The sequence below is a fragment of the Rahnella inusitata genome (genome assembly GCF_965118895.1).
Classification (GTDB): domain Bacteria; phylum Pseudomonadota; class Gammaproteobacteria; order Enterobacterales; family Enterobacteriaceae; genus Rahnella; species Rahnella inusitata_A.
In genome coordinates, this window is record NZ_CBCPJJ010000010.1 from 96,599 (window position 1) to 110,805 (window position 14,207).

At 54.6% G+C, this 14,207-nt stretch carries 18 protein-coding genes; 14 read left to right on the plus strand and 4 right to left on the minus strand.

Annotated elements, in window-relative coordinates; all coding sequences use genetic code 11:
* Window positions 1-104: 104 nt before the first annotated feature.
* Window positions 105-305 (plus strand): hypothetical protein, encoded by a 201-nt coding sequence (locus tag ACMHLI_RS11655; RefSeq protein ID WP_413529614.1) that lies wholly within the window; start codon window positions 105-107, stop codon window positions 303-305.
* Between the two features lie 66 nt (window positions 306-371).
* Here the strand turns inward: ACMHLI_RS11655 and ACMHLI_RS11660 are convergent, their stop codons facing one another.
* Window positions 372-545, minus strand: coding sequence for a hypothetical protein (locus tag ACMHLI_RS11660; protein WP_413529615.1), 174 nt, complete (start codon window positions 543-545; stop codon window positions 372-374).
* Between the two features lie 328 nt (window positions 546-873).
* Here ACMHLI_RS11660 and ACMHLI_RS11665 point away from each other — a divergent pair, with 328 nt between their 5' ends.
* Window positions 874-1,338: a GNAT family N-acetyltransferase gene (locus ACMHLI_RS11665; RefSeq protein ID WP_413529616.1), complete on the plus strand. Its 465-nt coding sequence runs from the start codon at window positions 874-876 to the stop codon at window positions 1,336-1,338.
* 48 nt (window positions 1,339-1,386) lie between these two features.
* On the opposite strand, the gene ACMHLI_RS11670 is transcribed toward ACMHLI_RS11665, so the two are convergent.
* The 3 genes from ACMHLI_RS11670 to fliE all read right to left on the minus strand — a co-directional run bounded on the left by ACMHLI_RS11670 (window position 1,387) and on the right by fliE (window position 3,538).
* Window positions 1,387-1,626, minus strand: a complete 240-nt coding sequence (locus ACMHLI_RS11670) for a hypothetical protein (protein WP_112168089.1) — start codon at window positions 1,624-1,626, stop codon at window positions 1,387-1,389.
* A 115-nt stretch (window positions 1,627-1,741) separates the two neighbouring features.
* The gene (locus tag ACMHLI_RS11675; RefSeq protein WP_112168090.1) at window positions 1,742-2,647 is read right to left on the minus strand and encodes a bestrophin family protein; all 906 of its coding nucleotides are present in this window, start codon (window positions 2,645-2,647) and stop codon (window positions 1,742-1,744) included.
* 576 nt (window positions 2,648-3,223) lie between these two features.
* On the minus strand, window positions 3,224-3,538 hold the full coding sequence (gene fliE, locus ACMHLI_RS11680; protein WP_112168091.1) for a flagellar hook-basal body complex protein FliE: 315 nt from the start codon (window positions 3,536-3,538) through the stop codon (window positions 3,224-3,226).
* A gap of 282 nt (window positions 3,539-3,820) precedes the next feature.
* On the opposite strand from fliE, the gene fliF reads away from it, so the two are divergent.
* From fliF to fliQ, 12 genes are all read left to right on the plus strand, one after another.
* The gene (fliF, locus tag ACMHLI_RS11685) at window positions 3,821-5,536 is read left to right on the plus strand and encodes a flagellar basal-body MS-ring/collar protein FliF (RefSeq protein WP_413529617.1); all 1,716 of its coding nucleotides are present in this window, start codon (window positions 3,821-3,823) and stop codon (window positions 5,534-5,536) included.
* A complete protein-coding gene (gene fliG, locus ACMHLI_RS11690) occupies window positions 5,533-6,525 on the plus strand; it encodes a flagellar motor switch protein FliG (RefSeq protein WP_413529618.1) in 993 nt (330 codons plus the stop codon). The genes fliF and fliG overlap by 4 nt, the downstream gene beginning before the upstream one ends.
* Window positions 6,518-7,273 (plus strand): flagellar assembly protein FliH, encoded by a 756-nt coding sequence (gene fliH, locus ACMHLI_RS11695; RefSeq protein WP_413529619.1) that lies wholly within the window; start codon window positions 6,518-6,520, stop codon window positions 7,271-7,273. Before fliG ends, fliH begins: the two co-directional genes overlap by 8 nt.
* Window positions 7,273-8,637, plus strand: coding sequence for a flagellar protein export ATPase FliI (fliI, locus tag ACMHLI_RS11700; protein WP_112168095.1), 1,365 nt, complete (start codon window positions 7,273-7,275; stop codon window positions 8,635-8,637). The genes fliH and fliI overlap by 1 nt, the downstream gene beginning before the upstream one ends.
* Window positions 8,638-8,656: 19 nt before the next feature.
* Window positions 8,657-9,103, plus strand: coding sequence for a flagellar export protein FliJ (gene fliJ / locus ACMHLI_RS11705; RefSeq protein WP_413529620.1), 447 nt, complete (start codon window positions 8,657-8,659; stop codon window positions 9,101-9,103).
* Window positions 9,100-10,461 carry a flagellar hook-length control protein FliK gene (locus tag ACMHLI_RS11710; protein ID WP_413529621.1) on the plus strand — a complete coding sequence of 454 codons (1,362 nt, stop codon included), beginning with the start codon at window positions 9,100-9,102 and terminating at the stop codon, window positions 10,459-10,461. Before fliJ ends, ACMHLI_RS11710 begins: the two co-directional genes overlap by 4 nt.
* A gap of 196 nt (window positions 10,462-10,657) precedes the next feature.
* A complete protein-coding gene (gene fliL / locus ACMHLI_RS11715; protein WP_413529622.1) occupies window positions 10,658-11,158 on the plus strand; it encodes a flagellar basal body-associated protein FliL in 501 nt (166 codons plus the stop codon).
* Window positions 11,159-11,165: 7 nt separating this feature from the next.
* Window positions 11,166-12,182, plus strand: coding sequence for a flagellar motor switch protein FliM (fliM, locus tag ACMHLI_RS11720; protein WP_413529623.1), 1,017 nt, complete (start codon window positions 11,166-11,168; stop codon window positions 12,180-12,182).
* A complete protein-coding gene (fliN, locus tag ACMHLI_RS11725; protein ID WP_112168100.1) occupies window positions 12,175-12,591 on the plus strand; it encodes a flagellar motor switch protein FliN in 417 nt (138 codons plus the stop codon). Before fliM ends, fliN begins: the two co-directional genes overlap by 8 nt.
* Window positions 12,591-13,022 carry a flagellar biosynthetic protein FliO gene (gene fliO, locus ACMHLI_RS11730; protein ID WP_413529624.1) on the plus strand — a complete coding sequence of 144 codons (432 nt, stop codon included), beginning with the start codon at window positions 12,591-12,593 and terminating at the stop codon, window positions 13,020-13,022. The genes fliN and fliO overlap by 1 nt, the downstream gene beginning before the upstream one ends.
* Window positions 13,019-13,771: a flagellar type III secretion system pore protein FliP gene (gene fliP, locus ACMHLI_RS11735; protein WP_413529625.1), complete on the plus strand. Its 753-nt coding sequence runs from the start codon at window positions 13,019-13,021 to the stop codon at window positions 13,769-13,771. The genes fliO and fliP overlap by 4 nt, the downstream gene beginning before the upstream one ends.
* 166 nt (window positions 13,772-13,937) lie before the next feature.
* On the plus strand, window positions 13,938-14,207 hold the full coding sequence (gene fliQ / locus ACMHLI_RS11740; protein ID WP_056769862.1) for a flagellar biosynthesis protein FliQ: 270 nt from the start codon (window positions 13,938-13,940) through the stop codon (window positions 14,205-14,207).

Consider the following 14,207-nt stretch of genomic DNA (forward strand, 5'->3'; position numbering starts at 1 on the left):
TTGCAGAAACACGACGTGAGGCACTTCTCCCTTTTCAACATCTTTTCAGAAACTTTTAACAATTTTAAAAATTCTGGTTTTAAAAATCGCTTAAGGAACTCAACGTGACGAAACTAACACCCGAGCAATGCATCATCCTCACCGGTTTTACCGGCATTCTGCACGGAGAGTTTGAGGGATTTCACGAGGATTTAGAAAAACGATTGGGACGTGATGTACAGACATCCGAACTGGGCTACCCGGAGTTTATCCAGGAATGCCGCGAACTGTACGAAGAGGATTTTAACGCGCTGATGCCTGAATGACCGCGGAAACAAAATAAGGCCGGGCAGGCTGGCACACGAACGCTGCCAGCCTGCCCGGTCACGTTGTTAAGGTTTTATAATTCCGCGAATAAAGTTCTCATTCACTCTGATCACATTCCCCGTCTCAACATTCATCACCTGATACTGCACCGGTGATACCTCATTCAAAATCGTGATTACTTCAAACAAACCTGGTGTAAAAGTAAGCGTGACAAAAACGCCAACAGGATAGACAGCCATAATTTTATCCTTTATTCAAACACTTATAATGTGCTTCGTTCATCTCACCGCGACTGGAGGCGGTAAATTAATCACGGTGAGTTATTGCATTGTATACATTTCTTACAGTGGAAGAATATGAGGTAAAAAAATCAGGGATGACAGACAAAGTGATCACATTTTGATCAATTCAGATAACTCTGACAGACGTGGCGAAGAGTTCTTCAATTATTACGATTTACTTACACCTTCGCGTGTCCGCTTCCCTTCTTCCCTCAGGCAGTCGCTTGTTTTCGGGGCGATTTCAGTTAAGAATATAAATCCAAAATGTTGCATTGAGAGCCACGCCGTGAGTGCCCAGATTTTCGAAACCGATGTAGCCCACCCGCATTTAGCCCGTCTTATTGCCGAACTGGACGCTTATCAGTACCCGCTCTATCCCCCCGAATCGTTTTACGGTGTCAATATCACAGAGCTGGATGAAGGTGATATCACCTGTTTTATGGCGCGAGTCGATGACGACTGGGCCGGATGCGCCTGTCTGTACATCTCAAAACATCGCATCGCCGAGATGAAGCGGGTGTACGTTAACCCCTTGTTTCGCGGAAAAGGGATCGCTTCGCTGCTTATCGCCGCGATGGAAAAGAAACTGAAAGAGTTGGGGCACACAGACCTGTATCTGGAAACAGGTGTTTTTCAGGAAAAAGCCATCACGCTGTACGAGAAACTCGGGTATGCGCGTACAGAGGCCTTTGGTGATTACGTGCAATCACCGGATCCGCTGAGCGTTTATATGATGAAAACCGTGTCCTAGAGGAATTCTCCATAACACTGTCGGGATGGCAGTGTTATGGAGACTGTATCACATCAGGACGTTGCTTTTGGTGGCGGGCAGGTCATTAGAAGGAATGACCCATTTTTTGAGTGTGATAACAAAGAAATTCTTACCCTTGGTGATTTTCGCACCGCGATCGCCACATTCCAGCGCGAGTTTGAAAAACTCATCGCTGTTAATACTAAAAGCCAGTTCGACTTTTTTCACCATACCGGAATTCAGCAGGTCTTCGGCTTCGTGCAGAGATTTGGCCTGAATGACTGACATAAATACCTCGAGAATGCTCAGGGACGTTATACAGCGGACCCGTCCACGCTATTTCATTTTTGTTGCGTATTTATGACAGTCTTATGAATCTTACCCAAATCGTGACACTCGCCACCTAGGTCAGACGATAATGCGCATCCGGCATCGGCGTATCCGGTAGCTGCGACTGGTTGTTCATCTCCAGCAAATTGATTTCGATATTGGTACACATCGCATCCATTGGCAGGTGGTTATTGGCATAACCAAACGGCATCTCCAGCTCTTCGGCCAGGGTATCGAGCGACAGAAAGGTATAAGAGATAAAACCGGACACCAGCAGCGTCATGTAATGCAAATCCACCACCAGGGCGAACGGCAGCAGGCTACAGAAGAGATACACCGTGCGGTGCAACAGCAGCCCGTAAGCGAAAGGGATCGGCATACTGACGATGCGCTCACAACCGCCGACTACCTGAGAAAGCTGGGACAGCGTGGTGTCCATGTGCGCGTAAACCACATCCGACATTTCGCCGGTCCGCCGGCGCTCCGCCAGCCACTGCGATAAACGCAGCTGTACCATGTTAGTCGGTGCGCGCCGCGAAAGAATATCCTCCGCATCATCCCCTAATAACCGTTCGAGATCGGGCCGTGAATCGCTGTGACGCAGCTGATGCTTGAGGCTGTAGCAAAACGCCAGCAGCAACGCGGTCACCCGATGCGCTTCGCCCGGACAAACTGCCATCACCTGACTTTGCAGCGTACGGCAGGCAATCAGTAACCCGCCCCACAGCTGGCGCGCTTCGATATAGCGCGAATACGCTACACTGTTTCTAAAGCCAAGAAAGATCGCAATCGACACGCCGAGCAGGCTGAAAGGCGCGAGCGTCAGTTTAACGCCAAGCGTTTCGTACCAGGGCAGGCAAAGGATGGCGGCCAGTGACATCAGAAGATTAAGACTCAGCCGGAACATAATGCTGGGCAGCACAGAGCCGTGCCAGACGAACAAACGTAAGAACCAGTGACGGGGTGGGCGGATTATCATTTTGTGCAGGTGCTTTTGGCAGGTGGAAACATTTTTTCGCGATTTTGACAAATAAACCTGCACAAGCAAAGGACAATTTTGTGACATGGCTAACATTTATTTTTTAGAGAATTCAGTTCCGTTCACAAGCTGACATTCACAATGAACAATAAGTTGAAACAATTCTTCCTTGCCTATCAAGTTGTAGTTGTTTGCGGTCGATAATAATATCGGAACGTAACTATTCAAAAACTAAGTCAGGATCTTATGGCTGTAACAAAACGGTCTTAAGCTCGGAAAAATGACGGACGTCCTGTGAGAACCTTCGCAAAGTGAAATGAAGGAATTGGGCTATGGTGATTTTGTTTATTGTTTTGGCATTGCTGGGTCTGGCTGTGTGGTGGGTGATCCGTTCGGCGATGCAGGATATTGATAACGATTATTAACGGTTAACGTTCGATTTTTTTTTTGCGAAGTAGATCTTTGCTGCCCCTGTTATTTCCTTCCCCTCTCTAAAAGTCAAATAAATTGCCCCCGCTATGCCCCACAGGGCAACAGGTAGCAATTCTTTTATCATTATTTCATTAAGTTAATACATTACACCGACATGTTCATCACATCCTGATACGCCGCCACCAGTTTGTTTCTTACCTGCACGCCCAGTTGTAATGAGATCGAGGATTTTTGCAGATCGACCATCACATCGTTGAGGCTGACGCCCGGCACACCCATTTCGAGTTTTTCAGCCTGCAACTTTGCGTTGTTTTGCGTTTCACTAATTTTGCCTAATGCAGCTTTCAGCTCACTGGCGAAACCGGCTTCTGAGGTGGCATCGGGTTGCTTGATGGCTCCCGCCTGCACGGCCGTGGCCTGCATTTGCTGTAAAACGCTCTCAATGCCTTGAATTGACATGCTTTCTCCGCTTATCGCTGTATCTGTGACCAATGGGGTTCTTTCATGGAATGACACCCTATCACATCAGTTTTTTCCTAAACGCCGCAATTGACCGCAAAAACCATGGCTTATCGGGCCATTAACTTTGCCTTGCGCGACAAATAATGGCTCACCTAGAAAATAGGCCTGCCTGTATGGAGGTTTGAAAAATATCACGCTTCAACGATTGCGCACTTGGGAGTCTGTTTTGTTACGAGACAACATGAACACCACCATCCAACAGCTAAATAGGGATCTTGTATGAGTTCCGCAATAGCCGGCGCAGAAAACCCTCGAAGCGGTTTTACTGCGTTGCTTACTCGCCTGCGCGCCAACCCAAAAATTCCTATCGCCATTGCTGCTGCCGCTGCCGTGGCTGTTATTGTTGTTATGACGCTGTGGGCCAAGCAGCCAACGTACAAGGTGCTGTTCAGTAACCTCAACGATAAGGATGGCGGCGCCGTCGTCACCCAGCTCACGCAGATGAACATCCCCTATCAGTTTTCTGATAATGGCGGTGCGGTTCTGATCCCTGCGGATAAAGTGTATGAAACCCGCCTGAAACTGGCTGCGGCCGGTTTGCCGAAAGGCGGCGCTGTCGGTTTTGAACTGATGGATCAGGAGAAATTTGGTATCAGCCAGTTCAGTGAGCAGATTAACTATCAGCGCGCACTGGAAGGCGAACTCTCCCGCACCATCGAAACGCTCGGCCCGGTCTCCAGCGCCCGTGTTCACTTAGCCATTCCAAAGCCTTCTTTATTTGTCCGTGAACAGAAAAACCCTTCGGCTTCCGTCACCCTGAATTTGCAACCGGGCCGCGCCCTGGATGATGGCCAGATCAACGCCATCGTTTATATGGTGTCGAGCAGCGTCTCTGGCCTGCCACCCGCCAGCGTCACGGTGGTCGATCAAAGCGGTCACCTTCTTACCCAGTCCGACAGCAACGGGCGTGATCTGAATGCCTCGCAGCTGAAATATGCCAACGAAGTGGAAGGCCGCCTGCAACGTCGCATCGAAGCGATTCTGCAACCGGTGGTCGGCAACGGTAACGTTCACGCGCAAATCACCGCGCAGATTGATTACGCCACCCGCGAACAGACTGACGAAAATTACCAGCCGAACGGCGCAGCGGATAAAGCCGCGGTGCGTTCCCGCCAGCTCAGCACCAGCGATCAGATTGGCGGTTCATCGGTCGGCGGTGTGCCGGGCGCACTGAGCAACCAGCCTGCTCCGGCGGCTACCACGCCAGTGACCACGCCTCCGGCGGCCAATGCGGCGAACGGTGCGCAGAATCAGGCCGCCAACGGTCAGAACGCTGCACAAAACAGCACGGCGAACCGTTCAGCGGTACCGTCGAACAGCCGTCGTGACGAAACCACAAACTACGAAGTCGATCGCACCATCACTCACACCCAGCACAGCGCCGGTGCGGTACAGCGCCTGTCTGCGGCGGTGGTCGTCAACTATCAGACCGGTGCGGATGGCAAAGCCAAACCGCTGACCGACGAGCAGCTGAAGAAAATTGACGATCTGGTGCGCGAAGCGATGGGCTTCTCCACCGAGCGCGGCGATACCCTGAACGTGGTGAATACGCCGTTCAATGAAGCGAGCGACGACTCCGCTGAATTGCCGTTCTGGAAACAACAGGCGTTCTTCGATCAGCTGATCGATGCCGGCCGCTGGTTGCTGGTGCTGATTGTGGCCTGGCTGCTGTGGCGCAAGATGGTTCGTCCGATGCTGCGCAAACAGCAGGCCGAGAAAGATGCCGTTGCCGCCGCCGTTCTGGCCGCGTCCCAGCCTCAGCCTGAAGGCAGCAAACCGGTGAAACTCAGCAATGACGAGCTGGAGAAACGTAAGCGTTCACAGCAGCGCGTCAGCGTCGAAGTGCAAACTCAACGCGTTCAGGAGCTGGCCGATAAAGATCCTCGTATCGTCGCCCTGGTTATCCGCCAATGGATGAGTACCGAACAACCATGACTATGACCGGAACTGAAAAAAGCGCCATTTTGATGATAACGCTGGGCGAAGACCGCGCGGTGGAGGTATTCAAGCACCTCTCCCCGCGCGAAGTTCAGCAGATCAGTGGCGCGATGGCGAATATCCATCAGATCTCCAACAAGCAGCTGGCCGAAGTCCTGAATGAGTTCGAGGACGAATCCGAGCAGTACGCCGCGCTGAGTGTCAACACCAGCGAATACCTGCGTGCGGTGCTGACCAAAGCGCTGGGCGAAGAACGCGCGTCCAGCCTGCTGGAAGATATTCTGGAATCCCGCGAAACCACCAGCGGCATGGAAACGCTCAACTTTATGGAGCCGGTGATTGCAGCCGATCTGATCCGCGACGAGCATCCGCAGATCATCGCCACTATCCTTGTGCACCTCAAACGTGGTCAGGCAGCCGATATTCTTGCGCTGTTTGACGAACGTCTGCGCAACGACGTCATGCTGCGTATCGCCACCTTCGGCGGTGTCCAGCCAGCGGCGCTGGCAGAACTGACCGAAGTGCTCAACAACCTGCTCGACGGCCAGAACCTCAAGCGGTCGAAGATGGGCGGTGTTCGTACTGCGGCGGAAATCATCAACCTGATGAAAACCCAGCAGGAAGAAGCGGTTATCGAAGCGGTACGCGGTTACGACGGCGAACTGGCCCAGAAAATTATCGACGAGATGTTCCTGTTCGAAAATCTGGTGGACGTGGACGATCGCAGTATCCAGCGCCTGTTGCAGGAAATCGAAGGCGAATCGTTACTGGTTGCACTGAAAGGTGCCGAACAGCCACTGCGCGAGAAATTCCTGCGCAACATGTCGCAGCGTGCGGCCGATATCCTGCGCGACGATCTGGCCAACCGTGGCCCGATGCGTATGTCTCTGGTCGAGAACGAACAGAAAGCGATCCTGCAAACGGTTCGCCGTCTGGCAGAGTCTGGCGAAATGATGGTTGGCGGCGGCGAGGATTCTTATGTCTGATAATCCAACACCGGAGAAGAAAACCGCTGAAGAGCGCCAGACCGAGCGTCTTAACGCCCTCCCGTGGCAGCCGTGGCGGCCGGGCGATCTGGCGATGCCTTCCTTTACTTCACCCCTCGAACCTCTGTTGCAGGAAGGTGAGGAAGCGCAGGACGACGGCCAGCCGAAAGTGCAGGTCGATCAGAATGAACTGCAAAACTTGCAACGCCGCGCTGAACAGCAAGGGTTCCAGCAGGGTCTGGAGGCCGGTCAGAAACAGGGCTACGCCGCCGGTTTTCAGTCTGGTCAGGAAGCCGGGCAGCAGCAGGGTTTACTGGAAGGCCAGCAACAGCAGGCGGTGCTCACTGAACACTGGCAGGTGCTGGTGGCTGATTTCCAGCAAACGCTGGATGCGCTCGACAGCGTTATCGCCTCGCGTCTGATGCAAATGGCGCTGACGGCGGCCAAACAGATTTTGGGGCAGGCACCGATTTGTGACGGTTCCGCCCTGCTCAACCAGATCCAACAGCTCATCCAGCAGGAGCCGATGTTTAAAGGTAAACCGCAGCTGCGCGTCAATCCGGCCGATTTTGAACGTGTTGAAACGCAGATGGGTGCGAGCCTGAGCATGCACGGCTGGCGTTTGCTGGCCGATAACCAGATCCACAGCGGCGGCTGTAAAGTCAGCGCGGAAGACGGTGATATGGATGCGTCCATCGCCACGCGCTGGCATGAACTGTGCCGTCTCGCGGCACCGGGAGATCTCTGATGACCGCCCGCCTGAGCCGCCTGCTGAAAACGCTCGACGATGCCGAAAAGCGCATGGGCCGCACGCCTTCGGTGCGCCGCTATGGTCGCCTGACCCGCGCCACGGGGCTTATTCTCGAAGCTACCGGTTTGCAGATGCCGCTTGGCGCGACCTGTCTTATTGAACGTCATGACGGCCCGACCGTGCAGGAAGTGGAAAGCGAAGTGGTTGGTTTCAACGGCCAGAGCCTGTTTCTGATGCCGCTCGAAGAAGTCGAAGGTATTTTGCCAGGCGCTCGCGTGTATGCGCGGATCTCGCCCGACGGCCATACCGCGGGCAAACAACTTCCCCTTGGCCCGCAATTGCTGGGCCGCGTGCTCGACGGCAGTGCCAAACCGCTCGACGGCCTGCCGCCGCCGGATACCGGTTATCGCGCTGCGCTGATCACCCCGCCGTTCAACCCGCTGCAACGTACGCCGATCACCGATGTGCTCGACGTTGGCGTGCGCGCCATTAACTCCCTGCTCACCGTCGGTCGCGGCCAGCGTATGGGGCTGTTCGCCGGTTCCGGCGTCGGTAAATCCGTTCTGCTCGGCATGATGGCGCGCTATACCAAGGCCGATGTGATCGTAGTCGGCCTAATCGGTGAACGTGGTCGCGAAGTAAAAGATTTTATCGAGAACATTTTAGGTGACGAAGGCCGCGCACGTTCGGTAGTTATCGCCGCACCGGCGGACGTTTCGCCCCTGCTGCGTTTGCAGGGTGCCGCCTACGCCACGCGTATCGCCGAAGATTTTCGCGATCGTGGTCAGCACGTATTGCTGATCATGGATTCCCTCACCCGTTACGCCATGGCCCAACGTGAAATCGCTCTCGCCATTGGTGAGCCACCGGCGACCAAAGGCTATCCGCCTTCCGTCTTTGCCAAGCTGCCTGCACTGGTTGAACGCGCAGGAAACGGCATCAGCGGCGGCGGTTCTATCACCGCCTTCTATACCGTGCTGACCGAAGGTGATGATCAGCAGGATCCGATCGCCGACTCCGCCCGCGCCATTCTCGATGGTCACGTGGTGTTGTCGCGTCGTCTGGCGGAATCCGGCCACTATCCGGCCATTGATATCGAAGCGTCGATCAGCCGTGCAATGACGTCCCTGATCGACGATGCGCAGTACGCCCGCGTGCGTAATTTTAAGCAACTGTTGTCCAGCTACCAGCGTAACCGTGATTTGGTCAGCGTCGGCGCGTATGCGGCAGGCAGCGATCCGATGCTCGATCGCGCCATCCGGTTGTACCCGCAAATGGAGAACTTCCTCCAGCAGGACATCATGGAACGCAGTACCTATGAAGATGCCTGTCTGGAACTGAACATGCTGTTCCCGGGCTAATTAACTGAAGGAATATCGAATGGAAAGTTCATCACCATTGATCACCCTTTGTTCTCTGGCGCAAAAAGCGCTGGATCAGGCGACCAGTCATCTTGGGCAAATCAGGCAGTCACATTCTCAGGCTGAAGAACAGCTCACTATGCTGCTCAATTATCAGCGCGAGTATCGCGACAAACTCAATAACACCATGACCGGCGGGATTGCGGCAAACACCTGGCAGAACTACCAGCAGTTTATCGGCACGTTGGAAGTGGCCATCGATCAACACCGCAAACAGTTACAGCAGTGGGGTCAGCGGCTGAATGTTGCGGTAAACCAGTGGCAGGATAAGCAACAGCGACTGAACGCCTATCAGACTCTGCAAACCCGTGCCAGTGAACAGCAGCGTTCGCATGAGAATAAGATGGATCAAAAGCAGAACGATGAATTTGCCCAGCGCAGCGCTTACAGGAAAAAAATGCTATGAATCTGAATATATTGCCTGCGGCCGTCACTACGGCAAAATCCACCGTGTCCGCTGCGTCCGGCAGTGCGAGCTCTTCTTCTGCCACGGCCTCTGATGCCGCGTCCGCCGGGGAGAGCTCCACGACGGGTGTGACACCTGATTTCGCCACACAACTGCAGGCGCAGCTCGGCGAAAAACTCGACCCCAAACTGGCCAGCCAGCTTTCACAGCTCGGCCAGAAGATCAGCGCCAAAGGCCAGACGGTGGATAAAACCACACTGACTCAGGCGGTGACCACCGGTGAAGAAGATGGCAGTCTGACCTTAGATGACAGTGATCTGAGTAAAATGATTGCGGCGATCCAGCTGTTACCCAACGGCAGCCTGAAAGGCACGGATCCCTCGTCTTTGAAAACCGCTGCGCTGACGGACAAAGATAAAGACAGCAAAGCGGATGATGCGACCACCCTGCCGGTACAGGCACTGTTCGCCCAGCTGGCGGCGCAACAGCAACCGGCTCAGCAGGTGCAGACCGCGACCGCTGCGCTCACGCAAACGACAACGTCCGGTGATGCCACTGATGCCGATAAAAAGAGCGCATTGCTTGCCGGTCTGACGACGTCAGCCTCTTCGCTGCTGGGCGATGACGGCAAAACTGCCGTGACTGACAGCGCCGCAACGCCCCCTGCAGCAACGCACGGTGCCAGCAAGAATTCTCCGGCTGCGACCCCTGATTTCAGCAGTGCGCTGGCATCCATGACCGCCGCCACGGGCAATGCCGCCGTGACGCCTCAGGCTGACAGCCGGATTTCCGACAGCGCCCTGAATCTGGTGAATAACGCCGCCGTCGCCGTGTCCTCTGCACCGGTTTCCACCACACCGACCACCACCAGCGTGGTCACCAGCCCGAGCACGCCATTGCTCAACGCTCAGCTGGGCACGCCGGAATGGCAGCAGCAGCTCGGTCAGCAGGTGATGATGTTCAACCGTCAGGGATTACAGAGCGCCGAACTGCGCCTGCATCCGCAGGATTTAGGCTCCATACAAATCAGCATGAAAATCGAAAACAATCAGGCGCAGCTGCACTTTGTTTCCGGTCACAGCGCGGTGCGTTCAGCGATTGAAGCCGCAATGCCCGATCTGAAAACCGCGCTGGCGGATAACGGCATCAGCCTTGGACAGAGCAGCGTCGGCAGCGACAGCTCGCAGTGGCAACAGGCGCAGCAGCAAAGTTCACAATCCGGTTCGCAGCAGGGGAACGCTTCAAGCTGGGCGGCCTTTAATGCCGGCGGCGTGAATTCAGCGGCGGATGCCCTGCCGGTTCCTGCGTCCCTTGCGCAACGTATCAGCGGCAATAACAGCGTCGATATCTTTGCGTAATTGTTCGCAAATTTGTTTCAGATAATGACTGACGGTCAGTGTTCACTTAATTCAAACGGCAGAGCTGACCTTATTTTTCCCGCCTATTCTGACTATTGAACAACAGGATAAGCGGGATAATCATTTTCAGAATTGACTCAGCAGGTTGAGCCTTCCTCAGCTGACCTGCTCATACTTACAGGAAATCGCCTCATCCATGTCTGACTCTGCTGTCTCGGCCTCGCGCAAAAAAAAGCGACCGCTTTTGATGATTCTGCTTTTACTGGTGGCCATTGGTGCTTGTGGTGCGGCGGGTTACGCCTGGTGGATGTTGCACAAACAGCAGTCGGCTCCGGGTACACAGACCGCTGAAGTGAAGAAAAACGAACCGCCGGTGCCACCTATTTTCCTGGCGCTGGATACCTTCACCGTCAACCTGCAAACGCCGGATAACGATCCTGACCGTGTGCTTTACATCGGCCTGACCCTGCGTCTGCCGGATGAAAAGAACCGCGCGGTTCTAAATGAGTACCTGCCCGAAGTGCGCAGCCGCTTGCTGTTGCTACTTTCTCGTCAGAAAACGTCGGATTTAGTCAGTGAAACCGGCAAGCAGCAACTGGTGCAGGAAATCAAACAAGTTCTGGACGTGCCCCTGGTCAAAGGTCAGCCCCCACAGGTGATCAACGACGTGCTTTTCACTGCTTTCATACTGCGATAATCAAATTATGGGCGACAGCATTCTTTCACAGGCCGAGATCGACGCACTGCTCAACGGTGACAGCGGCGACAGCGCGCCTGAAGCCACCAACGCTAAAAATCAGGCGGCCGATGACGGCGTAAAACCTTTTGACCCCACAACGCAACGCCGTGTTGTGCGTGAGCGTCTGCAAGCTCTGGAAATCATTAACGAGCGTTTTGCCCGTCATTTCCGTATGGGGTTATTCAACCTGTTGCGCCGCAGCCCGGATATCACCGTCGGGCCGATCAAAATTCAGCCTTATCACGATTTTGCCCGCAACCTGCCGGTGCCGACCAATCTCAATCTGATCCACCTTAAGCCTTTGCGGGGCACGGCGCTGTTTGTGTTCGCGCCAAGCCTGGTCTTTATCGCGGTAGATAACCTGTTCGGCGGCGATGGTCGTTTTCCGACCAAAGTGGAAGGGCGTGAATTCACCCACACCGAGCAGCGCGTGATCAAACGCATGCTGACGCTGGCGCTGGACGCCTATGAAGATGCCTGGAGCGGCGTCTACAAACTGAGCGTCGAATACGTGCGTGCGGAATTACAGATCAAATTCACTAATATCACCTCTTCGCCAAACGATATCGTCATCACCACGCCGTTCCACGTGGAAATCGGTGCGCTGAGCGGGGATTTCAACATCTGTATTCCGTTTAGCATGATTGAACCGATTCGCGAGTTGCTGACCAATCCACCGGTTGAAAACTCCCGTCATGAAGAAAGCCAGTGGCGCGAAAATCTGGTCACACAGGTTCAGCAATCCGAGCTTGAACTGGTGGCGAACTTCGTCGAAATCCCGCTGCGTTTGTCTCAGATCCTGAAACTGCAACCGGGCGATGTGCTGCCGATTGAAAAGCCGGATCGCCTGATTGCCCACGTCGACGGCGTGCCGGTGCTGACCAGTAAATACGGCACCTTAAACGAACAATACGCTCTGCGCGTTGAACATTTGATCAACCCAATTTTAAATTCTCTAGATGAGGAACAGCCCCATGAGTGACACCAATAAACCGTCTGACGCGGGATCGGAAAACGTTGACGATTTATGGGCTGATGCGTTTAACGAACAACAATCTGCGGGCAGCGCCAAAGCGTCAACCGAGGGTGTTTTCGCCGCGCTGGGCGCCCAGGAAGGAGCCGGTGGTTTGCAGGATATCGACATGATCCTCGACATTCCGGTGAAACTGACCGTGGAATTAGGCCGTACCAAAATGACCATCAAAGAGCTGCTGCGCCTGTCGCAGGGTTCCGTGGTTTCTCTTGACGGTCTGGCCGGTGAGCCGCTGGATATTCTGATCAACGGTTACCTGATTGCTCAGGGTGAAGTCGTGGTCGTGGCCGATAAATACGGCGTGCGCATCACCGATATCATCACGCCGTCAGAACGTATGCGTCGTCTGAGCCGCTGATGAACCAGAACGCCGCGACGGATTCTCCGTACATTTCCGGCCCGGCAAACCACGCCACAACGCAGGCCCCGGCGCCGGTGGTGCCTGCCAGTTCCGTACTGACCCAGGTCAGTTCGGTGCTTGGCGGTATTTTGTTGCTGATCCTGTTTATCGGTTGGGTGGCCAAACGCACCGGTCTGGCGCCGCAGGCAAAAAATAACAAGCTGCTGAAAATCACCTCCAGCTGTCAGGTCGGGCGCAGTGAAAAAGTGGTGATTGTGGAAGTGGACAATACCTGGCTGGTTCTGGGTGTGACCGCCCATAGCATCACGCCGCTGCACACCCTGAGTGCGCCGCCGGTGGATACCACGCCGGGTGCCGCCACTGAACAGCCCGCTGATTTTCGTCAGCTGATGCAAAAAATGTTAAAACGTCCGGGAAAGCAGGCATGACCTTTTTGAAATCCCCTTTGATCACCCGCCTGTGTCTGCCGCTGTTGTTGCTCATCAGCCCCTCAGCGTTCGCGCAATTACCGGGCATCATCAGCCAGCAAATGGCCAACGGTGCGCAGAACTGGTCTTTACCGATCCAGACGCTGGTGTTTATCACCACGCTGACCCTGCTGCCCGCGATGCTGCTGATGTGTACCAGCTTTACCCGCATCATTATCGTGCTGGGTTTACTGCGAAATGCGCTGGGTACACCGTCTGCGCCACCAAACCAGGTACTGCTCGGCCTTGGCCTGTTCCTGACCTTCTTCGTCATGGCGCCGGTCTTCGACAAAATCTATTCCGACGCCTATCAGCCGTTTACCGAAAACAAAATCAGTATGCAGGATGCGATGGACAAAGGGGCTCAGCCGCTGCGTGAATTCATGCTGCGCCAGACCCGCGAAACCGACCTCGCGCTCTACGCCCGTCTCGCCAACCTGCCGCCGCTGGCCGGACCCGAAGCGGTGCCGATGCGCATCCTGTTACCCGCTTACGTCACCAGCGAACTGAAAACCGCTTTCCAGATCGGCTTCACCGTATTTATTCCGTTCATGATTATCGACTTAGTGGTCGCCAGCGTCCTGATGGCGCTGGGGATGATGATGGTGCCACCCGCGACCATTTCACTGCCCTTCAAGCTGATGCTGTTCGTACTGGTCGATGGCTGGCAACTGCTGCTCGGATCGCTGGCGCAGAGTTTTTACAGTTAATAAATACAGTTGCCTGACTTTATGGGCGTCAGCGTCGCCGCCAGTTTGTTCACCGCCAGCGCGGAGCACCCGCAGCGTACATAAGTACGTGAGGAGTGCGAGCACTGCCGGAGGACAAAATGGCAAGTAAGCTAGCCCACGCGGGTTCACATTTAAAGAGAATGCTATGACTCCTGAATCAGTTATGGCGATAGGCAACGAAGCGATGAAAGTCGCGCTGGCCGTCGCTGCCCCGCTGCTGCTGGCGGCGCTGGTGACCGGTCTTATCGTCAGCCTGTTGCAGGCCGCGACGCAAATAAACGAACAAACCCTGTCTTTTATCCCGAAGATCCTGGCGGTGGTTGCGACTATCGTTATCGCCGGTCCGTGGATGCTGAACCTGCTGCTTGATTACATGCGCACGCTGTTTTCCAGCCTGCCATACATCATCGGTTAA